The 25,914-nt window shown below is 56.8% G+C and carries 26 protein-coding genes; 13 read left to right on the top strand and 13 right to left on the bottom strand.

The genetic code is table 11. From position 1 onward, the window contains the following. Positions 1-8: 8 nt before the first annotated feature. From MID00_RS05465 to MID00_RS05455, 3 genes are read left to right on the top strand one after another with little or no spacing between them, the layout of a single operon-like run. Positions 9-899: a carbohydrate ABC transporter permease gene (locus MID00_RS05465; RefSeq protein ID WP_009463182.1), complete on the top strand. Its 891-nt coding sequence runs from the start codon at positions 9-11 to the stop codon at positions 897-899. Then, complete coding sequence (locus tag MID00_RS05460; protein WP_254499865.1) at positions 899-1,741, top strand: carbohydrate ABC transporter permease; 843 nt, start codon at positions 899-901, stop codon at positions 1,739-1,741. Before MID00_RS05465 ends, MID00_RS05460 begins: the two co-directional genes overlap by 1 nt. A gap of 9 nt (positions 1,742-1,750) precedes the next feature. Next, positions 1,751-2,560, top strand: a complete 810-nt coding sequence (locus tag MID00_RS05455) for a phosphodiesterase (RefSeq protein WP_009463186.1) — start codon at positions 1,751-1,753, stop codon at positions 2,558-2,560. Between the two features lie 123 nt (positions 2,561-2,683). Here the strand turns inward: MID00_RS05455 and MID00_RS05450 are convergent, their stop codons facing one another. The 3 genes from MID00_RS05450 to MID00_RS05440 all read right to left on the bottom strand — a co-directional run bounded on the left by MID00_RS05450 (position 2,684) and on the right by MID00_RS05440 (position 6,758). Then, entirely contained in the window at positions 2,684-5,119 is a 2,436-nt protein-coding gene (locus MID00_RS05450; protein ID WP_254499864.1) for a TonB-dependent siderophore receptor, read from the bottom strand. 147 nt (positions 5,120-5,266) lie between these two features. Then, positions 5,267-6,262, bottom strand: coding sequence for a FecR family protein (locus MID00_RS05445; protein WP_254499863.1), 996 nt, complete (start codon positions 6,260-6,262; stop codon positions 5,267-5,269). Next, positions 6,252-6,758 carry an RNA polymerase sigma factor gene (locus MID00_RS05440; protein ID WP_254499861.1) on the bottom strand — a complete coding sequence of 169 codons (507 nt, stop codon included), beginning with the start codon at positions 6,756-6,758 and terminating at the stop codon, positions 6,252-6,254. Before MID00_RS05440 ends, MID00_RS05445 begins: the two co-directional genes overlap by 11 nt. Positions 6,759-7,216: 458 nt before the next feature. On the opposite strand from MID00_RS05440, the gene MID00_RS05435 reads away from it, so the two are divergent. The 5 genes from MID00_RS05435 to MID00_RS05415 all read left to right on the top strand — a co-directional run bounded on the left by MID00_RS05435 (position 7,217) and on the right by MID00_RS05415 (position 9,740). Continuing rightward, complete coding sequence (locus MID00_RS05435) at positions 7,217-7,924, top strand: TerC family protein (RefSeq protein ID WP_009463194.1); 708 nt, start codon at positions 7,217-7,219, stop codon at positions 7,922-7,924. A 96-nt stretch (positions 7,925-8,020) separates the two neighbouring features. Then, positions 8,021-8,302 carry a peptidylprolyl isomerase gene (locus MID00_RS05430; protein WP_009463196.1) on the top strand — a complete coding sequence of 94 codons (282 nt, stop codon included), beginning with the start codon at positions 8,021-8,023 and terminating at the stop codon, positions 8,300-8,302. 260 nt (positions 8,303-8,562) lie between these two features. Further along, positions 8,563-8,829 carry a hypothetical protein gene (locus MID00_RS05425; RefSeq protein WP_083054211.1) on the top strand — a complete coding sequence of 89 codons (267 nt, stop codon included), beginning with the start codon at positions 8,563-8,565 and terminating at the stop codon, positions 8,827-8,829. A gap of 3 nt (positions 8,830-8,832) precedes the next feature. After that, positions 8,833-9,294: a YaiI/YqxD family protein gene (locus MID00_RS05420; RefSeq protein ID WP_009463200.1), complete on the top strand. Its 462-nt coding sequence runs from the start codon at positions 8,833-8,835 to the stop codon at positions 9,292-9,294. A gap of 71 nt (positions 9,295-9,365) precedes the next feature. Then, on the top strand, positions 9,366-9,740 hold the full coding sequence (locus MID00_RS05415; RefSeq protein WP_009463202.1) for a nucleotide pyrophosphohydrolase: 375 nt from the start codon (positions 9,366-9,368) through the stop codon (positions 9,738-9,740). Positions 9,741-9,753: 13 nt separating this feature from the next. Here MID00_RS05415 and MID00_RS05410 read toward each other — a convergent pair whose 3' ends face one another. The 5 genes from MID00_RS05410 to MID00_RS05390 all read right to left on the bottom strand — a co-directional run bounded on the left by MID00_RS05410 (position 9,754) and on the right by MID00_RS05390 (position 15,030). Beyond that, positions 9,754-10,395 carry an HD domain-containing protein gene (locus MID00_RS05410; RefSeq protein WP_009463204.1) on the bottom strand — a complete coding sequence of 214 codons (642 nt, stop codon included), beginning with the start codon at positions 10,393-10,395 and terminating at the stop codon, positions 9,754-9,756. Between the two features lie 115 nt (positions 10,396-10,510). Then, positions 10,511-11,485 (bottom strand): tripartite tricarboxylate transporter substrate binding protein, encoded by a 975-nt coding sequence (locus tag MID00_RS05405; protein ID WP_254499858.1) that lies wholly within the window; start codon positions 11,483-11,485, stop codon positions 10,511-10,513. A gap of 30 nt (positions 11,486-11,515) precedes the next feature. Next, positions 11,516-12,670, bottom strand: coding sequence for a mandelate racemase/muconate lactonizing enzyme family protein (locus MID00_RS05400; RefSeq protein ID WP_254499856.1), 1,155 nt, complete (start codon positions 12,668-12,670; stop codon positions 11,516-11,518). A 436-nt stretch (positions 12,671-13,106) separates the two neighbouring features. After that, on the bottom strand, positions 13,107-13,487 hold the full coding sequence (locus MID00_RS05395) for an RNA-binding S4 domain-containing protein (protein WP_254499853.1): 381 nt from the start codon (positions 13,485-13,487) through the stop codon (positions 13,107-13,109). A gap of 34 nt (positions 13,488-13,521) precedes the next feature. Then, entirely contained in the window at positions 13,522-15,030 is a 1,509-nt protein-coding gene (locus tag MID00_RS05390) for a DHA2 family efflux MFS transporter permease subunit (RefSeq protein ID WP_254499851.1), read from the bottom strand. Positions 15,031-15,174: 144 nt separating this feature from the next. Here MID00_RS05390 and MID00_RS05385 point away from each other — a divergent pair, with 144 nt between their 5' ends. Further along, on the top strand, positions 15,175-15,783 hold the full coding sequence (locus MID00_RS05385; RefSeq protein ID WP_009463214.1) for a TetR/AcrR family transcriptional regulator: 609 nt from the start codon (positions 15,175-15,177) through the stop codon (positions 15,781-15,783). 95 nt (positions 15,784-15,878) lie between these two features. Here MID00_RS05385 and MID00_RS05380 read toward each other — a convergent pair whose 3' ends face one another. The 3 genes from MID00_RS05380 to MID00_RS05370 form a co-directional block, all read right to left on the bottom strand. Continuing rightward, a complete protein-coding gene (locus MID00_RS05380; RefSeq protein ID WP_009463216.1) occupies positions 15,879-17,192 on the bottom strand; it encodes a ferric reductase-like transmembrane domain-containing protein in 1,314 nt (437 codons plus the stop codon). A gap of 261 nt (positions 17,193-17,453) precedes the next feature. After that, complete coding sequence (locus MID00_RS05375) at positions 17,454-18,620, bottom strand: amidase (RefSeq protein ID WP_254499849.1); 1,167 nt, start codon at positions 18,618-18,620, stop codon at positions 17,454-17,456. Between the two features lie 15 nt (positions 18,621-18,635). Continuing rightward, positions 18,636-19,628 (bottom strand): tripartite tricarboxylate transporter substrate binding protein, encoded by a 993-nt coding sequence (locus MID00_RS05370; protein ID WP_254499848.1) that lies wholly within the window; start codon positions 19,626-19,628, stop codon positions 18,636-18,638. A 154-nt stretch (positions 19,629-19,782) separates the two neighbouring features. On the opposite strand from MID00_RS05370, the gene MID00_RS05365 reads away from it, so the two are divergent. Then, complete coding sequence (locus tag MID00_RS05365; protein ID WP_026484978.1) at positions 19,783-20,676, top strand: LysR substrate-binding domain-containing protein; 894 nt, start codon at positions 19,783-19,785, stop codon at positions 20,674-20,676. Here MID00_RS05365 and MID00_RS05360 read toward each other — a convergent pair. Further along, complete coding sequence (locus MID00_RS05360; RefSeq protein ID WP_060186239.1) at positions 20,668-21,522, bottom strand: AraC family transcriptional regulator; 855 nt, start codon at positions 21,520-21,522, stop codon at positions 20,668-20,670. The two genes, MID00_RS05365 and MID00_RS05360, sit on opposite strands and share 9 nt — an antisense overlap. Before the next feature lie 130 nt (positions 21,523-21,652). On the opposite strand from MID00_RS05360, the gene MID00_RS05355 reads away from it, so the two are divergent. Further along, entirely contained in the window at positions 21,653-22,195 is a 543-nt protein-coding gene (locus tag MID00_RS05355; protein ID WP_060186240.1) for a carboxymuconolactone decarboxylase family protein, read from the top strand. A gap of 64 nt (positions 22,196-22,259) precedes the next feature. On the opposite strand, the gene MID00_RS05350 is transcribed toward MID00_RS05355, so the two are convergent. Continuing rightward, complete coding sequence (locus MID00_RS05350) at positions 22,260-22,571, bottom strand: monooxygenase (protein ID WP_254499847.1); 312 nt, start codon at positions 22,569-22,571, stop codon at positions 22,260-22,262. Positions 22,572-22,737: 166 nt separating this feature from the next. On the opposite strand from MID00_RS05350, the gene MID00_RS05345 reads away from it, so the two are divergent. Together MID00_RS05345 and htpG are read left to right on the top strand one after the other, a co-directional pair. Continuing rightward, on the top strand, positions 22,738-23,622 hold the full coding sequence (locus MID00_RS05345; RefSeq protein WP_009463230.1) for an EamA family transporter: 885 nt from the start codon (positions 22,738-22,740) through the stop codon (positions 23,620-23,622). Between the two features lie 94 nt (positions 23,623-23,716). After that, entirely contained in the window at positions 23,717-25,621 is a 1,905-nt protein-coding gene (gene htpG / locus MID00_RS05340; RefSeq protein WP_083054199.1) for a molecular chaperone HtpG, read from the top strand. Positions 25,622-25,914 lie beyond the last annotated feature (293 nt).

The following is a 25,914-nucleotide window of genomic DNA, read 5'->3' as shown; positions in this document are numbered from 1 at the left end:
GTGCAGGAATGGCTGAACCATTGCGTGTGCTGCGTAAAGAGTGGGTATTTGCTTACCTCTTGTTGACGCCGCTGTTTGTGCTGCTAAGCGTGTTTGCCTTTATCCCGGCGCTGCACACGTTCTGGTCCAGCCTGTTGAGCAAAGGCACGGCTCGTCGCCCGGCCCAGTTTGTGGGCATGGACAACTACGATGCCATGCTGGCTGACCCGACGTTCTGGCTGGTTCTGAAGAACAATCTTTGGTATGCCGCCATTGTGATTCCGGTGTCCATGGCTCTGGCCTTGCTGATGGCCTTGTGGGCCAACCGGGCCATGAGCATGCGGGCCTGGGTGCGTTGTGCCTACTTCACGCCCACCATGCTGCCCATGATTGCCGCCGCCAATCTATGGCTGTTTTTCTACACACCGGATCTGGGTTTACTGGATCAGATTGCCAAGCTGTTTGGCGCCGGGGCCACCAACTGGCTGGGCCAGCCGCAAACCGCCCTGGGCGCGGTCATGGTGGTGACGATCTGGAAAGAGGCCGGTTTTTTCATGATCTTTTATCTGGCTGCCTTGCAAACCATCCCGCCCGAGCTGCGCGATGCCGCTCGTCTGGAAGGCGCGACCCGTTGGCAGTATGGCCGCCGTGTGCTCTTGCCCTTGCTGGCACCCACGACCCTGTTCATTTTGATCAACGCCCTGATCAACTCGGTCAAGCTGGTTGATCACCTGTTTATCTTGACCAAGGGCGGCCCCAATAATGCCTCCAAGCTGATGCTGTACTGGATCTGGGAAACCGCCTTTGCCTATATGGATACGCCTAGTGCTGCCGTGCTGACGGTTGTGCTCCTGTTGGGGCTGGGTGCTGTCGCCATCTTTCAATTTCGCTACGCTGAACGACGCGTGCACTACCAGTGATGAACATGGACATTGTTTCGACTGCTCCGGGCCGCAGCTTGCGTTTGCCATCCCTGGATACGGTGGGGGCACATGCGCTGGCCCTGCTGTGGATTGCCCCTTTGCTATACGCCTGCTGGGCTGCATTTCGCGACCCGTCCGCCGCCTTGAGTTTTGACTGGAGCGCAGGCTGGACCTTTAGTAATTTTGCAGCCGCCTGGGATCGTGCGCCCTGGTTGCGCTACATCTTCAACACCACCGTGCTGGTGCTGACCATTCTGCTCGGGCAGTTTGTGCTGTGTACCCTGGCCGCTTATGCCTTTGCCCGCTTTCGTTTCTTTGGCAGCCAGTTTCTGTTCATGCTGCTGCTTTTGCAGTTGTTCATCCTGCCCGAAGTGCTGATTGTGGAGAACTACCGCATGGTGGCCTTGCTGGGCTGGACGGACACGGTCTGGGGCATGGGTGTGCCCTATATGGCCAGTGCCTTTGGCGTGTTCTTGTTGCGCCAGGCTTTCAAGCAAGTGCCGCGTGAACTGGAGGATGCGGCGCGACTGGAAGGATGCAGCCGCCTGGGTGTGCTCTGGCGAGTGTACGTGCCGTTGGTCAAGCCTGTGTACCTGGCTTATGCCCTGGTGTCGGTGTCTACGCACTGGAACAATTTTCTATGGCCCTTGGTGATCAGCAGCTCTGACCATACCCGTCCTTTGACCGTAGGTTTATCCCTGTTTGGCGCACCGGAAAGCGGGGTCAGTATCTCCCTGATCAGTGCCGCCACATTAATGACTATCTTGCCGCTTTTGTTGGGCTTTTTGCTGTTTCAAAAGCAGTTCATGCAGGCCTTTTTACGCGCCGGCATTCGTTAAGGAATTCTGATGAAGATCATCCAGTTTTCGGACCTGCACATTACCCCGCCCGATGGCCTGTTGTTTGGCTCGGACCCTCTGGATCGTTTGCGTAGTTGTGTGCAGCACGTCAATCGTCATCATGCCGATGCAGACTTGTGCGTGTTGACGGGCGACCTGACCCACGCCGGTCATCCACGCGCATACGAGCGGCTGTGTGAAGGCTTGCAGGATTTGATTCCGCCTGTACGTTTGATGATGGGCAACCACGATAGCCGCAGCGCTTTTCACAGTGTATTTCCGCAGGCCACGACCGATTTACCCGGCTTTGTACAGCATGCCGAGACCCTGGGCGATTGGCGCCTGATCTACCTGGATACCTTGGAGGACGGCTATACCAACGGCTTTTTGTGTACGCGGCGTCTGCAATGGTTGCAGCAGGAGCTGGCCGCGCATAGCGGGCCGGTAATGCTGTTTTCGCACCATCCTTTACCTGCCTTGCAGTATCCGTCCATGGATTGGCTGCGTATGAGTAATGCGTCGGATTTATTGCCTTTGCTCAAGGCTCATCCCGCGCCCGTGCATTTGTTCTCCGGTCACGTGCATCGCTGCGCCAGCGGTGTGTGGAACGGCCTGCATTTTGTGACGGTCAATGGCACCAACCATCAGCACGAACTGGATCTGGAGCGCGAGGGGGCCGCAACATCGACTTTCGAGCCTGCCAGTTACGCGCTTATCTTGCCCAACGCAGATGGTTTGACGGTGCATTTTCAGCCCTTTGGCTACGAGGAATTGCGCTTTCCGTATACGGGGGATTTGAGTGCCCTGAAGTGCGTGTAAGCCTTCAGGGTTCAGCAACGCTGGCACAAGGCTGAAGTGATCAGCAAACCCGCAGTGGCCCCCGAGGCCTGGATTATTTTCCAGGTTACGGGGGCTGTTTGCCTGGTAGCCGCTTTCACGTGATTAGAAGGAATAACGCAGGTTCAGCATGGCATTACGCGGCGCACCGTAATAGCCGGTGTAGAAGGTCTGATCCAGCGCACTCAGGTACTCGCGGTTGAATAGATTGTTGACGTTCAAGGTGGCCGTCAATTGCTTGCTGAAGTCGTAGCGGCCCATCAGGTTGACGACGGCGTAGCTGCTTTGTTCTCCGGTGACAGTCTTGCCCAAATCCCACGGTGTGGCGGTGAAATGGATCTGGCTTTGCCAGTTCACACCACCCCCAATCGTCAGGCGATTCCAGCTGCCGGGCAGGCGGTAGGTGGTCCATAGCTTGGCCATATGGCGTGGCACCAGGGTTTTGATGCGCTCGCCCTGGGCGTCTTTGGTCTGGCTGTAGGTGTAGCTAAAGGCCATGTTCCAGCCATCGAGCAGCTCGCCCGTCACTTCCATATCCAGGCCCTGGGTCTTGGCGCCTTTGACCGCCGTGTAGGCCGCTTCGCGCTCGGTACCCGGCACGATAAAGCCACTGTCGGCCACGGCCAGATTGTCCTGGTGGATTTCGTACAGCGCAATGCTGCTGTTCACGCGGCCGTCCAGCATTTCGCTTTTCAGGCCGATTTCGACGTTATTACCTTTGCGCGGGTCCAGAAAGTTGCCGCTACGGTCGCGATAGCTTTGTGGCTTGAAGATGCTGGTGTAGCTGGCGTAGATCGAATGCTCTTCATTCAGGTCGTACACAATGCCGGCATATGGGGTGAAGACATTGTCTTCGTGCATGGTTTTCAGGCTGTTAAAGCGCTGCATACCAGGGTCAGGATAGCTTTGGGAAAGACTGTAGCGGTAATTGCTGAGGCGGCCCCCCAAAATGACAGCCAGCTTGTCGCTGGGTTTAAGGCGTAGCGCCGAATACCCACCGTACTGTTTGACGGTCAGATCATAGTCAAACAGCTTTTCTCCAGTTGTATTGGGTAAGGCCGGGTTGTTGTTCCAGTCGTGGAGATTGATGGAGGTGCCTTCGATATCGTCGTCCATGGTGTCATGGCGATTCTTGTAGCGTGACGAATTAAAGCCGACGATCAGTTCGTGGTCCTGTCCAAATAGTTGAAAAGGGCCTTTTGCGTGAATATCAAAACTGGTTTGATACTGTGTGGCATCTGAAACACCTCCGTAAAGCTGCACGCCGTCGCCCGTTTCACGGTTGGGATAGCCCCAGGAAGCATCCGCGCTTTTTCCGCTTCGACGGGCCTTCAGGTAATTCAGGGACATGGCCAGTGACCAGTCTGCCCCCAGTTGCTGGTCCAGTTTCACAAAGGTGTTGTGAGACTCCAGTGTATTGGTGTTCCAACGAGCCCCTGCATTGGTGGAAATATCAAAATCGGTCTGTTCGCCGGTGTCGTAGAACAAAGGAAAGCCGGAGCCAGAGGAGCCGCGCGGATCATTTTTTTGATAATCCATCCCCAAGGTGACAAGCGTGGTGTCCGTAATGTCGGCCTCAAGTATGCCGTAGACCACATCTTTTTTTGTTGTGAAGTAGTCCATATAGCTGTTGCCTTCCTGATGGGCTCCAACCAGACGGCCGCGCAGGCTGCCGTTCTCGTTAATCGGGCCGCCAAGGTCCACTTGAGCCCGCATCTGATCCCATGAGCCGTAGCTCACTTCGGCATGGCCCTGAAAATCGGCTGTCGGACGTTTACGGACCATATTGACGACGCCAGCTGGGTCGCCTGCACCAGCCAGCAAACCAGAGGCACCACGCAGCACTTCCACGCGGTCATAAATCGCCATATCCGCCAGCCCCTGTGGGATGTTCTGGCTGACGATATCGGACAGCGTGGACAGGCCGTCCAGCTGATAGTTGTCGATAGCATAGCCACGCGAGTAGATGGTGTAGCGGTCGCTGCCTATGTGCTGGATGGAAATACCGGGCGCTTGTTGCAGCACGCTGCCGATGTTGTCCAGTGACTGGTCCTCAATGCGCTGGCGCGTCATGACACTGATAGTTTGTGGTGTTTCGCGTAGCGTCATGTTCAGCCTGGTGGCCGTGGTGGTCGCGCCGTGGCTGGCATAGGTCTGGCTGCCTTCCGTCACGGGCAGGCGACGGCCCACGACGCGCACCGGGTCCAGCATGGTGGCGTCCGTATTGGGGCGCGACAGGGTGATCGTGTTGTTCTCGCGCCGGTATTCCAGGCCAGAGCCTTGCAGCAGGCTGCGCAGCGCGTCTTCCGGGCGCATGCGGCCCTGAATCGGTGTCGTGCTCAGACCTTGCACTAGCGAGGGAGAGAAAAACACCTGCAGCTGGGTCTGTTCGGCCAGTTTCAGCAGCGCTTCGGACAAGGGCTGGGCGGGAATGTGGATAGGGACAGGATTGTCTTGGGCCAGGGCAGGGGTGCTGGCACTGGCCAGCATCAAAGCGAGCAGGACGGGGCGCAGGCGGGGTAGGAAAGCGGTTCGGTTCACGGTGCAGATTCAGGGTAGGGGCGAGCAGGGCGACGCCCGGATTCAGAGATGTTCGTCAAACGCGATGTTGAGGAACGCTGAATCTAAATACGAGTCAGTCTTACTAAACCCCTCAGCCTGAATCGATTTATTTGAAACTAATTGTAATTACGAGACGCTGCTCAGCAGGACACTGCCATCGTCTTGTGTCTTGGCCTGCAGTGGCAGGATCTGTTGCAGGGCTTGAAGCACCGCGCTTTGTTCATCCAGCAGGAAGGACGCGGTGACACGCTGCTGGCCGATTCTGCCGTCAGCAATGCGGATGGGATGCTCGCGATAGCGGTTGATTTCAGCAACGACTTCGAACAAGGACAGGTCCCGCACAATCAGGCGTCCTTGCCGCCAGGCGGTGGCAGCGGCCACATCGACCTCGGGTTGAATACTGAGCCCATCCTGAACGGAAACGGTGGCGCCAGAGCCAGCGGCCAGATACCGGGTCTGGCGGTTCCACCAGCGGCCGCTGGACACTTCCACACTACCGCTTTCGACCAGCACTTTGACTTGCTCGGCATCGCGGCGAACCGTAAAGCTGGTGCCGGTAACGCGTACCACCGTATTGCCTGCTTTGACGATGAAAGGGCGCTGCGGGCTGGATGCTATCGCGCACATCACTTCGCCCTGAATCAGGTCCAGATGACGGCTGTCTTCATAAAATCGCAGCTCGGCTTGGGTGGCGGTATTCAGCTCCAGGCTGGAGCCGTCCGGCAGAGGAACCCAGCGGCGCTCGCCCACACGTGTTTGCAGGCTAGCGGCGTACACAGCCTGGGGGCCGAGTAGTAGGCCTGCCAAACCGGCAGAGCCCGCGACAGCGACCAGGGCGCCGGTATTACGGATCAGTTTGCGGCGGCGCAGATCGGGCCGCTGGGGCACTTTGCCGCCATACAGCAACTTGACCAAATCCTTGTCCAGCGTGCTGGCCAGGGAGCTTAACTGCTCCACCGCCATAAATTCGCGCTCGTTTTCCGGGTCAGCCTGCAACCACTCCTCCAGCGCTTGCTCGTCAGCCGGGCTGAAGCGGCCCGAATGCAGGCGGGCCGACCATTGGGCGGCGGCTTCGGCGGGGGAGGTGGCATCACTGGGGTAGAAAGGGGATTCAGAACTCATCGCGCAGGCGCTCGCGGATAAACTGGCTGGCCAGCGCAATATAACGCTCCACGCTGGCAATGGACAGTTTCAGATGACGGGCAATTTCAGGCTGGGTCCAGCCTTCGATGCGATTCAAGACAAAAACCCGTCGGTGATTCAAAGGCAACGCTTCCAGGGCCGCAACCAGGGCGTGGCGCACTTGCTCCGCACTGGCGTGGGCATCGGCACCGTCGGTGATGGGGTGAGCGTCTTCATGCAGCTCGTCCCAGGCCAGGTGCTGGAAGCGGCTGTTGTGACGCCACAGATCAATGGCCCGATGGCGCGCGGACTTGTACAGAAAATTGCGGGCATGGGCCGCTGTCAGTGTTTTCTGATCTTTTCGAAGCAGGGCCTCTACCGCATCATGGGCGACGTCTTCCGCGTCCGCGGCACCGCCAAAGCGGCGCAGGCAGGACTGCATGAACTCGCCATAATAGGCCAGCCAGCTTTTGCGGGAGAGGTCCGAATTGGACATGGGGGCAAGGAGCTTGAATGACAAAAAGCAAATTATTGCAAATAGTTCTCATTAACTCAATGGCGCTTTATTCAGGGCCTATCGGGGCGTGAGGCCAGCTTGCAACGTCGATCCGGAACTTGCACCGAAAAATCGTCATGTCCGGCGAAAAGCTTTGTTGTTTCATACAAGATCGTTATACTTGCGAACTATCAGGGGGAGTAGCTTACTTTCCGGCGCATCGTCATCACGGCAATCTGTGTTTTTTGCACACGTTCCCGGTGCCCGGGCAACCTTAGGGTTGCAAGCAAGACCTTGCCATTAAAGGGCAAGGTGTATCCTCTAAAAACGATATGGCCTGTGCCCTTAATGGATCAGGCCATTTTTGTTTTGTACACGAGTCGTCATTTTCTCGTTGTACAGTCATGCAAGATGGTCGTCAGCTTTTAATCAAACAATATGAAAAGGCGGTCTTACACATGATGGAGTTTTTGCAAACAATGAGTTGGGCGGCAGTATTTCAGATCATCCTGATCGATATATTGCTGGGGGGCGATAACGCCGTGGTTATCGCTTTGGCTTGCCGTAACTTGCCTGCCAAACAACGTGTCAAAGGTATTTTGTGGGGTACGGCCGGTGCCATTGGCCTGCGCGTCGTCCTGATTGCCTTTGCCCTGACCTTGCTGGCCGTGCCTTACCTGAAAGTGGTCGGTGCCTTGTTGCTGGTCTGGATTGGTGTGAAACTGCTGATCCCTGAAGATGAAGGCCACGGTAATGTGGAAGGCAGTGCCACCCTGTGGAAAGCTGTTAAAACCATCATTATTGCCGACTTTGTGATGAGCTTGGACAACGTGATCGCCATTGCCGGTGCGGCGCAAACCGCCGATCCGGATCATCAGATCGGTCTGGTTGTCTTTGGTCTGGTCGTAAGTGTGCCTATCATTATCTGGGGCAGCACCCTGGTTCTGAAGCTGATCGATCGCTTCCCTATCGTGGTGACCTTAGGCGCCGCGCTGCTGGGCTGGATTGCCGGTGGCATGATCGTGACCGACGTGAAGTTCATCGAGTTCTTTGGTGAGGCCTCCACCAGCACCAAGCTGATTGCTGAAGTGGTGGGTGCCTTGCTGATCGTTGCCCTGGGTCATGGCATTGCCGCGGCCAAGCGCAAGAAAGCTGCCCAGGCCTGAAATTGAAACAGCAGGTGTAGAACCGGTGCCGGGGGCTTCGCTTCCGGCATGGTTCTGGGTTAAGCTCAAACGATTTTCTAAAAAAAGGAGTACACCATGGCACAAGCCTCCGCACGCCACATTCTGGTCAGCACCGAAGAGAAAGCGAACGAACTGAAAGCCGCTATCGAAGGTGGTTCTGACTTTGCTCAGGTGGCCAAGGAAAATTCCAGCTGCCCATCGGCCCGCATGGGCGGTGAGCTGGGAACATTTGGCCGTGGCCAAATGGTGCCCGAGTTCGATCAGGTTGTGTTCAGCGCCCCCGTTGGCGTTGTGCAAGGCCCCGTCAAGACTCAGTTCGGCTACCACCTGGTAGAAGTGACTGCACGTCAGGACTGATACGATCAGGCCAATAAAAAACCCGCTACGGCGGGTTTTTTTGCGCATGCTGATCTGGTGACTGGTGACTGGTGGTTAGGTGTAGGGCCGGGCGGTGGCTGCTTACAGAAACTAAAGCTTTGATTATCAGGGCTTATACATAAAAAGCCTGGACATTTTCCTGCAAGCTGCGCAGTATGCCAGCCATACCGGCTAACGGCCTTGTCGCCGTATTGTTCGCTTACCGTGAGCGAACCAGCCCATTCTTATAAAGAAATCCGATGAAACGCACCGATATGGAAAAACTCAGCGCCGTCAAACTGCTGAGCAATGTAAAAAAAGCGGGTACGCCACAACGCTTTGCAGGTGACTCCGCCGTGGCCGATCGGCGCGAACAACGTCGTCTGGATCAGGCTGCTGGCCTGGTGTCCTTCCCCGTCAAGCTGACCCAGCCAGTTATTGATGCCGTGCGCGCTCGTGCTACCGAGCAAGGCGTCTCGACCAATGAGGTCATTGATCGGCTGCTGGCTCAAGCTCTGGGCCTGTAACCCATGCAGATTTGGGTCGATGCGGACGCTTGTCCCGTAGTCATCAAAGAGATTCTGTACCGCGCCGGGCAGCGCTGGAGTCGCCATGTGATCCTGGTGGCGAATCAGATGCTGCGCACCCCGCCATCGCCCTGGTTGAGGGCGGTGCAGGTGGCACGGGGCTTTGATGTGGCGGACGACTACATCGTCCAGCACGCCAGCGTGGGAGATCTGGTGATTACCGCCGATATCCCTCTGGCTGCCCAGGTGCTGGAGCGTAAAGCGCTGGTCCTGACCCCCAGGGGCGAACGCCTGGACGCCAACAGCATAGGCGAGCGCCTGGCCATGCGCGACATGATGGAAGAGCTGCGTAGCACTGGCGTGGATATCGGAGGCCCGGCCCCCTTTAGCCAGGCCGACCGGCGTGAGTTTGCCAACGCATTGGACCGCCTGATGATGAGCCTGCAAACGGCTGCGAGATCGTAAACAGACTTGCCATCCCCCCGGCCCTTGTGTGAGTCTGTCGCTGGATTGAAATTTTTAGAGTGAAGTACGTAATGACAGACTCAAAACGCCCCTTGATGAATTTGACTGGCCTGAACGAGGCCGTCGCCCAGTTCGCCCGCGAGCGTGAGTGGGACCAGTTCCATAGCCCCAAAAATCTGGCCATGGCCCTGACCAACGAAGTGGGCGAGCTGATCGAAATCTTCCAATGGCTGACAGAAGACCAGTCCCGCGAAGCAGGCAAAGACCCGAAAACTGCTGAAGCCGTGCGCGATGAACTGGCTGACGTGCAAATCTACCTGAGCCGTCTGGCCTTCGTTCTGGGTGTGGATATGAATGAGGCTGTTACCAACAAGCTGGTAAAAAACGCCCGGAAATACCCCGCTGACAAAGTGCGGGGGACGAACAAGAAATATACGGAGTTGTAAAAGGGGCTAGGGATTACAGCTCCCCCAGCATTTCCTCTATAAACCGTTCCATCCGTGCGTGTCGCTCACGCGCGATTGCTTGCCCCCGTTCAGTCTGAAAACCCTCGGCCAATTTGAACAATTTGGCCGGGAAGTGATCCAGCGCGTAGCGCTTGTCATCCAGAGGACGAGTCTCTGCTTTTGGGTCTTCCGGCTCATACAAGCTGGAGCCCATTCGCCCCGCTGTATAGAAGCAGCGAGCTATCCCTAAAGCGCCAATGGCATCCAGCCGGTCTGCATCCTGCAAGATGCGGGCCTCCAGACTGACGGGCGGGATGTTTGCTGAAAAGCTGTGGCTTTGAATTGCTTGGCCCACGGCTTCACAGTCCTGCTCTGACCATCCCAGCCTGGTCAGAATGTGTCGTGCCTGCTCCGCCGACAGGGTGGAAGCACGAGAGCGCAATGGCGAATTCTTCTCTACCGCCACGCAGTCGTGCAGCACCGTTGCTGCCAGCAAAATCCGCAGATCCCCACCTTCTTTTTCCTGAATCGCACAGACGTTCTTCCAGACGCGCTGCAAGTGCGATTGGTCGTGGGAGCCGTCGTTGTGACTGGTGCTGCTATGGGGCAGGAGTTGGGCGGCAAGCTTTTCAAAGGGGTGGAACAGGCTGGACATGGCTATGGTTTGCTGTAGATGGTGCCACAGCATAACGCGAAGCAGCAGGGGCAGGACAGGCTCAAGAAAAAGGGCTGCCAGTGGCAGCCCTGAAGGTGAGTTGCAGTTTTTAGAGTTAGAAGTTGCTCAGCCCCAGATCACTGACCGAGTCGGCCCAATAGTTCAACTGCTGATCCACATAGACCGTGAATTCGGCCGGGCTATTGGTGACCAGGGTCGCGCCGTTCCCTTCCCAGATTTCCTTGATCTTGTCGGTATTCAAGGCACTGTGAATGCTGTCTGCCACGCTTTGCACGGTGGCATCCGGTACATCGCCTTGCATGAAAATCCCGTACCAGGTCTGGGCACTGATCTCATCCATGCCCAGTTCTTTCAGCGTGGGAACATCCGGCAAGGCAGGAGCGCGTTCCGGGCTGGATACGGCCAGGGCGCGCAGGCGACCATTGCGTATCTGCGCCACGGCCGACGGCATGGTCTCGAACATGAAGTCCACTTGATCGCCACTGATCAGCGCCATGACAGCCGGGCCGCTGCCTTTGTAGTGCACGGCGGTCATGGTGGTGCCGGATTTCTTTTCCAGCTTGCCGGCCATCAGATGCAGCATGGTGGCTACGCCACTGGTGCCATAGTTCACGCCAGCGCCTTGCTTGGCGGCGGCCAGCAGGTCGTCCACGCTGTGATAGGGCGAATTGGCGTTCACCACCAGCACATTGGGCATGGCGGCAATCAGGGTGACGGCTTTCAGGTCCTTGCGTGTGTCGTAGGGGAAGTTCTTCAACACGGCAGGTGCAATCATGTGATGCACGGCACCAAACAAGAGCTGATTGTCGGCGGGGCTGGAGTTGGCCACCATGCTGGCACCCAGCACGCCGCCTACACCTCCTTTATTTTCTACAACAACGGTTTGACCTATTTCATTGCCCAGAGCTTCGGCCAGAGGACGAGCCAGGGTGTCGCCCGAACCACCCGCGGCAGAAGGGACGATCAGTCGCACCGGGCGTTCGGCCCAGGCGGGGGGAGCTGCCCAGCTTTGGGGCGCGGCAGCAAAGATAAAACTGAGGGCAAGTACAACACGGGACCAGGGTTTCATGTTTTTTTACCTCCTCGGTAGTCGTCGGTTTCAGCCTTTGCCGGAGCCCAGGCTGCCGGGGTTGCTGCGCAGCTTGTCGATTTGATCTTGTCGTGGTGTCAGCCCCAGGCCGGGGGCCTCGGGCATGCGCAGCCAGCCTTGTTCGGGCTGGGGCAGGCCGGTGTAGATCTCGGCCATCATGGCGCTGGCGGCCAGGTGCCATTCCACATCGCCGCCATTGAGCAATCCGCAGTGCAGGTGACCGTTGTGGGAGGGGAACGCCCCGCCATTGGCGACGGACGCGTTAAAGCTTTCCGCCAGAGCGAAGATCTTGCGGGACTGGGTGAAACCTCCAGAAATCAGCACGTTGGGCTGCAGAATGTCGACAGCCTGCTGCATCAGCAGATCCCGAAAGCGGTAGGACTGGCCTTCGTTTTGACCAGCGGCAATGGTGATCCCAGTGCTTTGACGCAATTCGCGCAAGCGGCCCGTGTCGTTCTGGGTAATGGGTTCTTCAAAAAAGCCGACGTCCAGATCACGGGCGTGGCGGGCGATGGCTTTGGCGTGCACATAGTCCAGGCTGCAATTGCCGTCGATGTACAGTGGAATGTCGGCGGGGATGGCCTCGCGTACCAGGCTCATGCGGCGCATGTCCTGGCGGATCAGGTCGGCCAGGGGACGGGGTTCGTCGCGACGTTGCAAGCCATGATGGCCTACCACCATCTTCAAGCCCTTGAAGCCTTGATCCACGCAGTCGCGCGCAACTTTAACCAACTCTTCTTCGCCCAGGAAAGCAAAGCCGAAGGTCGCGTAGGCAGGGACTTTTTCACGAGCGCCCCCCAGCAGTTTCCATACGGGCAGACCCAGGGCTTTACCCTTGATGTCCCACAAGGCAATGTCCAACGCAGAGATAGCGTGCATGGCATAGCCCGTCTGGCCACGAGGGCACACGTTCCAGTACATGCGATCCCACAGGCGCTCGGTGTTCAAGGGGTCTTGCCCGATCAGGTCGCTGGCCAGAATATCGTTGATCGTGCTGGCAACAGGGTGCTCTTCGGTAATGGCGCTAAGTCCATAGCCGGTGATGCCTTCATCGGTCTCGATTTCCACATGGCAGATGGCCAGGTTGGTGGGTTTTTGGATGCCCGCGCTATCGAATTGAAAAGGCACGTTCAAGGGAATCGCGCGTACTGCCGTGATTTTCATTTTCCTGTCTCCTTGCATTTTTTTGAATGCGTTTGCATGTAATTGTTTTAGGTTTATAGCGTTTTGTTGCAAGCGCGATCAATGGTGTAAACCCTTGATTTTATTGATATATAAAAGTGCAATCTGATATATCAAAAAGGGTTTGCAGCGTTGTTTTTAAGGTTTTTAGTTGAAGGTTTTCTGCATCGGCAGATGCTTTAGCGGACGGGAGTGCAGACGTTTTGTGGGGTGCTCAAAAGCAGTGCAGGGGCTTGCAGCATAAGCAGGTAGACCGGCGGGGAAGAGGCAAGCAGGAGCGGGTTGTTAGTCCCTGTGCAGATCGCCGTGAAACGCTGGCGATAGACTCATCGAAAGAACGAATCATAAAAAAAGCCCTGCCAGGCAGGGCAGCTTGGCAGGGCTTTTTCTATACCGCGAAGTACGAGCAGGGAGCGGTCTATTTCCCCCGCAGCAACTGCATCTGACGACGATCTTTCTTGGTCGGACGTCCAGCATCAAAGTCCAGTGCAGGTTCAGGTGCCAGACGGCGTTGTTCGGCGGCCTGCGCGCGTCGTGTGCTGCTTTCTTCCGTCTCTTGATACAGCTGGCGAGCAAGCGGCGCGGGACCACGTACGCCGCTTAAGGCGGTGACGTGAACCTCCATGGCAGGAGTCTCCTTGCGCAAGGTAATCACATCACCTATTGAGACTTCGCGGGAAGGCTTGGTGCTTTGCTGATTCAGCAAAACCCGTCCTTTGGTGATCTCCTCGGAAGCCAGGCTGCGCGTCTTGTAAAAGCGAGCTGCCCAGAGCCATTTATCCAGTCGTAATTTGTCCATGCGCTATTGTAAATCCAGTCTGCAAAAGCTGGGCTTAATGCAGTTCCACCGCAGCGGCAGGAGCAGCCTGTACACGAGGCAAACGCAGACGCAGCAGCAGAACCAGACTGAAGACGGCCAGCAATCCAGCCCAGAACATGACGCGGTGAAAGCCGTCTGCCCAGGCGTGCTGGATGGCTTGCATCCAGAACAAGGAATCTGCTGAGGCAGGCAGATTCACCTGACCGGAGCTGATAATTTGTTGTGCCTGTTCCAGCATGGGATTGTCCGGATCAAGACGACTGGACAGGGAGCTGACTGCTCCTTGGCTCATCAAGGAAGCCAGCAGGGCAACGCCCAAGGTCATTCCGGTTTGGCGGATGGCATTGGTGGTGGCTGATGCCATGCCGGAACGCTCACGCGGTACCAGATTCATGACCAAGGTACTGCACGCCGGCACCGACAAACCCATGCCAATGCCGAGTACGGCCAAGGCGAAACCGGCCATCCAGTAGGAAGCGCCAGGTTGAAGCAACATCATCAACCAGGAACCGGCAGCCATCAGGCCAAAGCCCACAGTCAGGATCAGCTTCAATCCAAAGCGCTGGCTCAAGGCACCGAAACGGGAGGCCAGCACAGCCATGCCAATGAACTGGGGAGCCAGCCCCCAGCCGGTTTGGGTGGCACTCCAGCCCAGGGCGTTCTGGAAGAACAGGGACAGGAAAAACACATTGCTATAGGCGGCAAAGCCCAGCACAAAGGAGGCGATATTGGCAGTGCTGAAGCGGTAGTCCCGAAACAGGCTTAAAGGCAGCAAGGGGCGGGCGACACGGGTTTGGGCATAGATAAACGCCACGAAGGTGACCGCTGCCACGATCAGAGCGCGAATCGTCTCGGTGGTGTGCCAGCCTTGCTCACCCGCGCAGATCAGGCCATAGGTCAGGGAGCCGAGCCAGATAACACTAAGCAGTTGGCCGATAGGGTCGAAAGCTGCGTGTTCGGGGTTGGCCGACTCCTGAATGCCCCACATGCCCAAGCCCAGGGTCAGCAAGCCCAGCGGTAAATTCAGGCTGAAGATCGAAGGCCAGTCGGCTACATCGACCAGCACCCCGCCCAGAATCGGGCCCAGTACCAGAGCCAGGGCGCTGAAGGAAGACCAGCCGCCAATGACGCGGGCACGCTGGGCGGAGTCCGGGAAGGCGTGGGTCAGGATCGACAAGGCTCCAGGAATAAGTAAAGCCCCGGCCATGCCTTGCACGACACGCCCCCAGAGCAGGGTGCTCAGTGAGCCGGCCAAGGCGCACATCATGGAACCGACGGTGAAGGCCAGCACGCCCAGCAACCAGCTCTTCTTGCGTCCGTAGCGATCCCCCAGTAGCCCGGCAGACAACATGAATGCGGACAGGCACAGCGCGTAGGAATCCACGATCCACTGCAGCCCGGCCATATCGGTTTGCAAGGCTTGTTGCATGCGTGGCAAGGCAAGATTCACGATGCTGATGTCCAGGGTGACCATGAAAGTCCCCAGGTAAATAGCGACGGTTAGAGCAAGTCGGCGAGTCATGATATTTGATAAATGAGAATTATTATCGACGACTATAAAATATTGACTGACTGTCAGTCAATTAGAAATAAATAGGCTGGCTAAAATAGCGCGGTGACACCCGACGAGGCACTTTGTCGGGGTTTTTCTGATACTTTGACATCCATGACCGCTGCCAAAACACCTCGTACCCAACCCTCTGAAGTTCGTCGCCGAGACTTATTGGAGGCGGCTGCCACTTTGTTTCTGCAACAAGGGTTTGAAGCCACGCCGGTGGATGAAATTGTGTCGCGGGCGGGCATGTCCAAGGGCTTGTTCTATCACTACTTCAGCTCCAAGCAAGAGATTCTGGCTGCCCTGCGCGAGCAGTTCATCCAGCAGTTTCATGATCGTGTGCAGGGGGCGCTGGAGCAGGCGCCAGCAGAGGATTGGGTGCAGCGTCTGGCCTGTTGGATTCGAGCTTCGGTACAGGCGTACAGAGACACCCTGGAGATGCATGATCTGGTGTTTTCAGACCATATGCGCAGCAATTACCAGGGCGAACGCAACACGGTAACCGAGCCCTTGCACCGGATCCTGAGCGAAGGGCAGAAAGCGGGTGCCTGGTCTGTGGCCGACGTGGATTTGACCGCCTGGGTGATCTACCAGGGCATGCACGGCGCGGTCGACAATATGGGGTTGGAAACTGCAGAGCAGTGGGCCGTCATGGAGAACAATCTGGTGACTCTTTTTGTGTCTATGCTCGGGGCGACGCCGCCTCACCAAAATATGTAGGCTGTTCCAGTCGCACTGGATTGCTGCACTCAGCATACGCAGAACTGGCCTTGTTCTGATTTCTAAACAAGGCCAGTTGCTGGATGAGCAAAGGCTTAGCGGAACTGGAAGTGTTCCTTGTGCAAGGTCCAGGATTTTGCAGGCAGTGTTTGCTTGAGCTCACGTCGCAACTGTCGGCCCATTGCAGCCGGTCCACAGAACCAGATATGCAAAGGCTTGTCGGCCTGGTAATGCTGCAGCACCTCTTTGGGCGTCCAGCGACGGCCATCGGCATAAATTTCCAGGTTCACGTCCGGGTGCTCTTTGGCAGCCTTGCTCAAGGCCTGAGCCAATGGGTCAGTGCTGTGCTGACAGGCATATTGCAGATAGGCGTAGGGAGCGTGACCGTCCTGATGTTCCTGGCTTAACCAGGATAGAAATGGCGTGGCCCCGACACCCGCACCCACCCAGATATAAATGCCCTTGTCATCGCGGTCCGGCTGAGTGAAGCGTCCATAAGGGCCGTCCAGCTCAATGTTCTGGCCCACATGCAAACGCTCGGGCAGGCTGCGGGTCCAGTCGCCCAGCTGCTTGATATGAAAGCGCACAATTTGGTTGTCCTGATCCGCATCGGACAAGGTAAAGGGGTGGGACTCGGATTCACCCTTCAAACGCAAAAAGGCAAACTGCCCAGCCTGGTGACCTGGCCAGGATTGGTCCATGCGGCATTGCACTTCCAGCACATCACCTTGTGACGTACAGGAGATCACGGTGCCCGTGTGTGGGTAGGCCGAACTCAAGTTGCGTAGCAACTGGATGCCAGCTGCTGCTGTCCCGATCATCATGGTGATGGCCAGTGCCCAGCCGCCTATACCGCTCCAGTAAGCAGGGGGCGTCAGTACCACGCCATGAAAGATCAGGATCAAATAGGCCACTGGCATCAGGCGATGCAGGCTGTACCACTTTTTATAGGAAATCGTGCGGTGCGCCAGGGTGATGATCAGCATCAGAATCAGCGCGTAAAACGTCCATTCACCCAGTGATTTTGCATAGGGCTTGAACAGGCTGACCCATTCAGGAACCGGGGTTTTGGCCAGACGGCCTCCCGTGCCGATCGCTGCCGAGATCAGACCTTTGGATTCCTTGCTGAGCCAATGAGCCAGACTGAGCAAAATGGCGATGATACCCAGCCATTTATGCAGCCTGTAGGCTTTGTCCATGCCGCCTAACCAGGGTTCCAGACGGCGGGGACGCAGGGCCAGAATCATGATGGCCGTCATGGTGCCCAGTGCCAGAATCCCGGTTAACAGCATGCCTTCTTGTCGGACCACCCACAGCATATCGCCCGGTGGCGAGGGGGCCAGCCACAGGGCTTCAACAGCCCAGATCAGAAAGAAAGTGGAGAGCAGCAGTAAGAGAGGGCGACGCATGGTCTTTTCCGGATTGTTTGAAAGAGCCGGGTGCTGCGTAGTCGCGATGTGATGAACGTTCCGACGCAGCGCACCGGGAACACCTTATTGATGTTAGTACGCTGCCAGGCCGTTTGCAGAGCCAATATTCAAGAGTGTTTTGAGAAAACTCAAGGCACTCCTAAATATTTGTTATTTAAAGAATTTGTTAATGATTATGGTTGCTGTTTACTCTATTTCAGCTGGTTGCAGAGTAGTTCTTTTGATTGCTTTTCAAACCCGTCAAGCCGGGCAGACAAGCGATGCCAGATCCAGCAAAGCCGCGTCCTGGTGAGGCTGTCCGATCAGTTGCAAACCCAAGGGCAGTGGGCTGTTTTGACCGGGCGCGGGCAGGCTCAAGGTAGGCCAGCCCAACAAGGACCAAGGACGATTCAGTATCGAAGAGCCCGTGCTATCCAGTCCATAGGGAGCCGGGCCGGGAGCCGCTGGAGTCAGCAATGCGTCGAAATGGCCATAACGCTCCTGCCATTCTGTTTGCAATTGGCGACGGCGCGCCTGCCAGGCGTGGTAATCCGCTGCAGGCAATTCCAGGCCTTGTTTGATGGCTTGCACGGTAATGGGGCGCAAGGCATCCGGGCTGGCTTGCCAGACGGGCAGCAGGCTGCGGGCCATTTCATAAGCCATGATCTGGCCTTGCAGGATCAGCAGCTCTTTCAGTTGTGGGTCCGCAGGCAGACGCTCCAGGTGGGCGCCTTGTTGCTCCAGATGCTCACAGCCTTGTTCCAACGCGGCCAGTGCTGCGGGTGTGATCGGGCCCAGATCTTTGCCATCCAGCACGCCAATGCGCGGCGCTGTGGGGACTCGACTATCAGGCAAGCCTTGCAGGACAGTGGCCACGCGGCGCAGCACGGACAAGTCCCGGCTGAAGTAGCCGATTGTGTCCAGGCTGTCGCACAACAGGAAAAGACCGCTGCGATGCACCGCGCCAAAGCTGGGTTTGAAACCCAGAATGCCGGTAAACGCAGCGGGGCGCATCATGGAGCCTCCCGTTTGGGTGCCCAATGCAAAATCAATCATGCCAGCTGCTACGGCCGCTGCCGAACCACTGGAAGAACCGCCGGGCGTGTGCTCCAGGTTCAGTGGATTACGGGTGGGGCCGGGGGCTGCGTAGGCAAATTCGGCGGTGACGGTTTTGCCCAGGGCAATGGCACCAGCCTGACGCAGCAGGGCGACACAGGCGGCGTCCCGCTCGGCCGGTAGCGCATTGGGGAAATGCGCGCCGTAGCACGTGGGCATGCCTTGAACATCCAGCACATCTTTCACACCAAAGCTCAAGCCCGCCAAGGGGCCAGTGGGATTGGTGCTGATACAGGTGGCGGGATCAGCCAGCCAGGACCAGGCCTGGATAGCCTGGTCCTGCGTAGCGAGAGGGGAAGGGTTTGCAGTCATAAGCGAGAACTGGAACTACTGAATCGAGATGTTCTGTGCCTTGATCAGCGCGGTCCAGCGTTTGGTTTCTTCTTTCACAAAAGCGGTAAATTCTTCAGGTGTGCCACCTACAACTTCCGCGCCTTGGGATTCCACAATCTGACGGTAGTCGGGGTCTTTCAGGGCGTCGTTGACAGCCTTGTTCAGTTTTTCCAGTACATCAGCAGGCAAGCCGGCGGGGGCAATCACGCCAAACCAGTTCGAGGCCACCAGATCCACGCCTTGTTCTTTGAAAGTGGGGGTGTCAGGCATGGCTTTCAGACGCTCTTCCGAGGTCACACCCAGTACGCGCAGGCGTGGGTTGTCGATTTGCATGTGGGGCAGGAACAGGCTGGCCAATTCCAGATAGAAGGAGATATTGCCGGCCAGCAGGTCGTTCGATGCAGGAGCGCCACCACGGTAAGGCACGTGTACGGCGTCAAAGCCGGAGGTGGCCTTGAACTGTTCCGTCAGCAAGTGCGAGGCACCGCCAGCGCCAGTCGAGGCGTAGTCGAGTTTTTCGGGGTTCTTCTTGCCGTCGGCGACCAGATCAGCCAGAGACTGGTAGGGCGAGTTGCTGTTCACACCCAGTGCCATGGCACCGCGTTCGATCAGGGCGATAGGCTGCAAATCCTGTTCAGGATCAAAAGGCAGGTTACTGCCGTACAGCGCCTTGTTCACCGACATGGGGCCAAAGTTGCCCAGGCCGATGGTGTAGCCGTTGGGCTTGGCGCGCGCAATCATGCTGGTGCCGATATTACCGCTGGCACCGGGCTTGTTTTCCACCACGATCGTCACGCCCAGGCTGTCGCTCATTTTTTGAGCCAGCATGCGTGAGCGAGTGTCCGAGCTGCCACCTGCAGCGTAAGGCACCACAAAGGTAATGGCTTGCGAAGGGTAGCTTGCGTCGGCCATGGCCGTACCGGAACCCAGCAAGGTCAGCGTGAGCAGGCCACTCAGTAAAGGGGCGCGATGCTTGAATACCGTCATGTCTATCTCCTGCGTTGGGCCAATATTCGCAGTGACGTGCAGTATGGCCCTGTTTTTGATAAGTGTCAGGACGGATGGTAGTAAGAGCTGATTATGTTGTCTAATATTAAAAATAATCGTTATTGATCTGTTTTTTAACCTAATTGGCGGGCATATGCTGGACTCCAAATTAAGTGAAATGTTCTTGGTGGTGGCTGAAGAGCTGCATTTTGGTCGAGCCGCCCAGCGTTTGTTCATGACCCAGCCGCCCTTGAGTCAGGCCATACGCAGGCTGGAAGAGCAGGTAGGGGCGACCTTGTTTATCCGCACCACACGCACGGTGCAATTGACGGCGGCGGGAGCGGAGTTGCAGCGCCGCCTGCGCTTGATCGGCAACGAACTGGAGCAGACCTTGCAAGCGGTACAGCAGGTGCACAGAGGCGAGACTGGCATGTTGCGCATAGCCCTGACCCCCAGCAGCGCCTATGCGGGGGTATCCAAGCATTTGTATCGCTTTCGACAGGACTTCCCGCAGGTGGATATTCAGATCTACGAGATGAACTCCAGCGATATGCCTGCGGCTCTTTATGAGCGCCGGGTGGATGTGGCCTTGATTCGGCCTTCCTTTGCCGTGCCCGATTTGAACCCGCAGCTGGTGGAGTCCGAACCCATGATGTTTGTCGTCAGGCGGGATGATCCACGTGCTCAGGAGCATAGTCAGGGGCTGACCTTGCACCAGGCTTTCTCTTACGAAATGGTGGCGTATTCGCGGCAACAGTCGCGTTACTTTCATCTCTTGCAGCAGCGCATGCTGCAGCGCTCAGGCTGCCTGCCGCGCTTTGCACAGGAAAGCATGGTGCCCACGGTGCTGGTCATGGTTGAAGCGGGCATTGCTCCGGCTATTGTTCCCGCTTCCCTGGCGCGCTTGCGCACCGATACCTTGGAGTATCTGCCTTTGCTGGATGCAGACGATATTGCGGCCGAGCTGATGAGTGCTTATGTCTCGGACAATACCAACCCGGCCTTGGTGAATTTTCTGGCGGTGCTGGAGCAGAATCGCTCAAGCTGATTGACGGGCGGCCAACCATTCCCGCATGGATTGACCCGTGCGCTGCCGAAACAGGCGGGACAGGGCAGAGGGGTTGGCGTAGCCCAGATCCAGAGCAATACGTTTGGCAGATTGGCCTTGTGCCAGCCGCTGGCAGGCCAGCGACAGGCGCCATTGGGCCAGATAGTCTGCCGGTGTGTCGCCCACCCAGTGCTTGAATTGCACGGCAAAGGCGCTGCGCGACATCTTGGCTTCCTGTGCCAGTGATTGCACGGTCCAGTCCCGACCGGGATCGGCCTGAATAGCCAGCAGTGCGCGCGCGATGGGTGGGTGTGACAAACCTCGGAACAGGCCTACGGGAATCTCGCAACGATCAGGATGGTCAAACAGCCAGCGTAGTAATTGCAGCAACACGATCTCGAACAGACGGTCTGCCAGCAGGCGATGGCCGCAGCGCACGGACTCCGTTTCTGCAAAGAGCAGGCCCAGTGCCTGTTCAAGGCCGGCCGCTTCTTCCAGCGGCACAATAATCAGATCGGGCAGGGAGCGGGCCAAGGGATGATGCTCACCCCCATCAAAATCCAGGGTGGCACAGGTGAAATCCGAGCCTTCATTGGGCAGATCGTAAAAAGCGTGCTCCAGCGGACGGGGGTAAAACAGCAGGCTGGGGCGGTCAATGGTCAGGACTTCCGGCACGGGATCGCGCGGATCGTGGCGCACGCTTAACTGGCCACGCCGCAGAATGTGCAAGAAGGCCCGTCCGGGTTGGGCCGCAAAGCGGGTGACGCCACACAAAGAGCCGTTGTAGAACAAATGAGCCCGAACACGGAATTGTTCCAGCAAAAGGGAGAGGCGATCCAGGTTCATGAAAACATCCTTGTCTGGATGAAAAGGTAAGTTGTCGGGACTAATCTTATCCAATGATCTTGATCTTGGCGAGACACTATCCCTGCAAGCTTTTTCCGGCCACCCCGGCCCACTTCACCAGGAGATCATCATGTCGCGTCTTACATTGCCTGACCTTGCCCAAGCTCCCGCCGCCAGCCAGCCTGCTTTGCAGGAAATTCAAAAAGCCTTTGGTGGCAGCGTGCCTGCCATGTTCCGTATGGTGTCCAATTCGCCCGCCGCCTTGCGCAGCATGTGGGGCTCTTTCGGTGCCTTTGCCGGTGGCAAGCTGGGTGCGAAACTGGGCGAGCAATTGGCGGTTGCCATTGCCGACCGTAATCGTTGCGAATACTGCCTGGCTGCCCACAACGTGCTGGGTGCCAATGCTGGCCTAAGCCCGGAGACACTGGCTCAGGCCCAGCGTGGTCAGTCGGATGACCCGCGTACCGCCGCCGCTTTGACATTTGTGCTCAAGCTGGTGGATCAGCGTGGGCAAGTTTCGGCTGCCGATGTGCAAGCCGTGCGCGATGCCGGCTTTTCCGAAGGTGAGGTGGTGGAACTGGTCGGTGTGACTGCCTTGAACCTGTTCACCAACTACATCAACAATGCGCTGGAGGTTCCGGTGGATTTCAAGGCCGTTGAGCTGACTGCTTAAGCATCGATATGGAAGCCCGCTTGCTGATATGCAGGCGGGTTTTCTTGCGTCTGTTGTCTGTGTTTTATTTGGCTGACAAGGGACCGGAATTGATAGCTGTCAGCGGCTGGTTCACATCAAAAAAGCGCGCATCAATGCCGGTGATGCCAAAGCGGTTGAGCCGTTTGCTGTGCATCTCCAGATACGCCTGCGCGCTGGCTTGATCGCTGAATAGATACACGCCACCTGCTTTGGACTGTTCTTTATTCTCGGTCCAGATTTTCCAGATCAAGCCAGGTTCCAGGCAGATGGATTGCGCCAGTTCTTGCATGGCTTCGCTCATCTCTGAACCCCAAGGGCTGGGGTAAGGAAAATCAACATACAGCAGGGTGCTCATGATCGGCTCCATATCAAAATACGTGTCGAACATCATACCTTGATGTTTGAATTGTCCAGTACTGTCTCTTATTTGTCATGGGACGTTGAAAGGCCCGTGATTGGCTGGCCTCCCCCTTGAAGGGGGCGTATAGTTTTTCTTTTGCTATTTGCTGGTGGAAGCCCTCATGTCCTGGACCGCTTTGTTGTTGGTGGTGTGTGCTGCGTTCATTCATGCGGGTTGGAACTTGCTCTCTAAACGGGCGGCGATGGCAGGGGCGCATTTTGTATTCGCCTATTCCTTTTTTGCCATTCTGTTTTATTTCCCCATCACGCTGTGGGTGGTCTTTACGCAAGGCAATATGCCCTGGACCAGCGAGACCATTACCTGTTTGGTGCTTAGTGCCTTGCTGCACATGGGTTATAGCCTGAGTTTGCAAAAAGGCTATCAGGTTGCAGACCTGTCCGTGGTGTATCCCATTGCCCGTGGTACGGGCCCCATGCTCTCTTCCATTGGTGCTTTTATCCTGTTGGGCGAACCTGTGCGTCCTTTGGGAGTGCTCGGCATCTTGCTGGTCGTGATGGGGATTTTGCTGATCGCCACGCAAGGTCGACTGCGCCGTTTTTTCAGCCCTGCAGCGCTGACGGGTGTGCGTTGGGGCATGCAGACCGGGATTCTGATTGCGGCCTATACCGTGGTCGATGCCTATGGCGTCAAGGTGCTGCTGATCTCGCCATTCCTGCTGGATTGGTTCAGCAATGTGTTGCGCCTGGGGATGCTGGCCCCTTTTATCGCCAAGCGGGGGCGGGCAGGCTTCGTCAAGTTCAAACCTTATTGGAAACTGGCGGCTGCAGTGGGTTTGTTATCGCCCATGTCCTACATCCTGGTCTTGCAGGCATTAAGCATGGGCGCACCCTTGTCCATGGTGGCGCCCGCCCGTGAAATGTCCATGATGGCCGGCACCATATTGGGTATGGTCGTCCTGCGCGAAAAGGCCAATGTCTGGAGTTTGCTCGGTTGCGCCATCATGATCAGCGGAGTCATTGCCCTGACATCCGGGCCGGCGGCCTGATCCGTCTCTTGAAATATGGTGGGTCGTCCCTATCTGTCTGCAATAGGGCGCGCTTTGGCGTGCGGCAATCAACCCATTTTTTTGCTTTTTCACCATGAGCCAGACTGACACTGCGAATACGTCCGAAACCTTGGGTTTTCAGGCTGAAGTCAAACAATTACTGCATTTGATGATTCACTCCTTGTACAGCAACAAGGAGATTTTCCTGCGTGAGCTGGTATCCAATGCGTCGGATGCCTGTGACAAACTGCGCTTTGAAGCTATCGACAATCCGGCTTTGCTGGAAGGCGACCCAGAAATGCGTATCCGCGTGGAGTTCGACAAGGACCAGCGCACGATCACCATTTCCGACAACGGCATTGGCATGTCGCGTGATGAAGCCATTGCCAACCTGGGCACCATTGCTCGCTCGGGCACCAAAGAGTTCTTCTCCCAACTGACGGGCGACAAGCAAAAAGACACCCAACTGATTGGTCAGTTTGGCGTGGGCTTTTACTCCTCCTTTATCGTGGCCAATAAAGTGTCCGTGCTGACACGTCGTGCCGGTGGCGATCAGGAAGCCGTGCTGTGGGAGTCCGCCGGTGAAGGCGAGTTCACCATTGCCGCCGCTGAAAAAGCCGAGCGCGGAACCACCATCACCTTGCACCTGCGTGAAGGCGAGGACGATTTCCTGGACGGCTGGCGCCTGCGCAACGTGCTGCGTCGCTACTCCGATCACATCTCCTTGCCCGTGCAAATGCGCAAGGAAGAGTGGGACGAAGAAAAGCAGCAACAAGTAAAGCAGGACGAGTGGGAAAGCGTGAACCAGGCCAGCGCCTTGTGGACACGCTCCAAGTCGGAAATCACCGACGAGCAGTACCAGGAGTTCTACAAGCACATCGCTCACGATTACGAGAACCCTCTGGCCTGGACACACAACCGGGTCGAAGGTCGTAGCGAATACACCCAGCTCCTGTTCGTACCCAAGCAAGCTCCTTTCGATCTGTGGGATCGCGATGCTCGCCGTGGTGTGAAGCTGTACGTGAAACGCGTGTTCATCATGGATGATGCCGAGCAACTGCTGCCTGCCTACCTGCGCTTTGTGCGCGGTGTGATTGATTCGGCCGACCTGCCGTTGAACGTCTCGCGTGAAATCCTGCAAGAAAGCCGTGATGTCCGCGCTATCCGCGAAGGTAGTGCCAAGCGCATCCTGTCCTTGCTGGAAGATCTGGCCGAGAACCAACCCGAGCAATATGCCGAGTTCTGGAACCAGTTCGGCCAGGTCCTGAAAGAAGGCACTGGCGAAGACATGGGCAATCAGGCCCGTATCGCTGCCTTGCTGCGCTTTGCCTCCACGAATCAGGAAGGTTCGGCCCAGACCGTGTCCCTGAACGACTACATCGGTCGCATGAAAGAAGGTCAGGACAAGATTTACTACGTCACGGCTGACACTTTTGCAGCTGCATCTAACAGCCCGCATCTGGAAGTATTCCGCAAGAAAGGCATCGAAGTGCTGTTGATGTCCGACCGTGTGGACGAGTGGATGTTGTCTTACTTGCGCGAATTTGAAGGCAAGCAACTGGTATCCGTGGCCAAGGGTGGCCTGGACCTGGATTCGCTGGCGGACGAGGAAGAAAAGAAACATCAGGCAGAAGTGGCTGAAACCTTCAAACCTCTGGTCGAGCGCCTGCAAACCACACTGGGCGAGAAGGTCAAGGAAGTGCGCATTACTGCCCGTCTGGTCGATTCCCCCGCTTGCGTGGTGGTCGATGCTAACGAACTGAGCCCGCACCTGCTGCGTATGCTGCAAGCCGCTGGCCAGGAAGCTCCCGAGGTCAAGCCGATTCTGGAAATCAACCCGGAGCACGCCTTGATCGCCAAAGTCCAGGCCGCTGACGACGAGGCTTTTGGTGAGTGGGCACAGTTGCTGCTGGAACAAGCCATGCTGGCCGAGGGTGCCGCATTGCAGGATCCCGCCAGTTTTGTGAAGCGTGTGAACCGTTTGCTGTTGAATCTGTAAACCTGAATCTTGCTGGCTCTGCCTCTGGGTGGAGTCAGCAATCGTTTAGCCTCATAGCCTTGATCTTCATTTGTAAGATCAAGGCTTTTTTGCGTCCATTGGCAGAGGACTAAGGGGAGAAGCAGGAAGATAAGGGGCTAAACAAAAGTTTGTGGCTAAGCGATTTTTTATTTTTTGTCCATCTTAATGAGAATTGATCGTAATACGATGTATGGACGCCACAATGTAAGGACAAAAACGCGGTTTTTGAGTCAAATTTCAGGAAATCGTAGGATATGGATGGACTTCATAAT

Origin of the sequence: Alcaligenes sp. NLF5-7 (genome assembly GCF_024266725.1) — a bacterium.
GTDB classification, from domain to species: Bacteria; Pseudomonadota; Gammaproteobacteria; order Burkholderiales; family Burkholderiaceae_B; genus Alcaligenes; species Alcaligenes phenolicus.
This window is presented reverse-complemented; position numbering and strand designations above follow the sequence as displayed.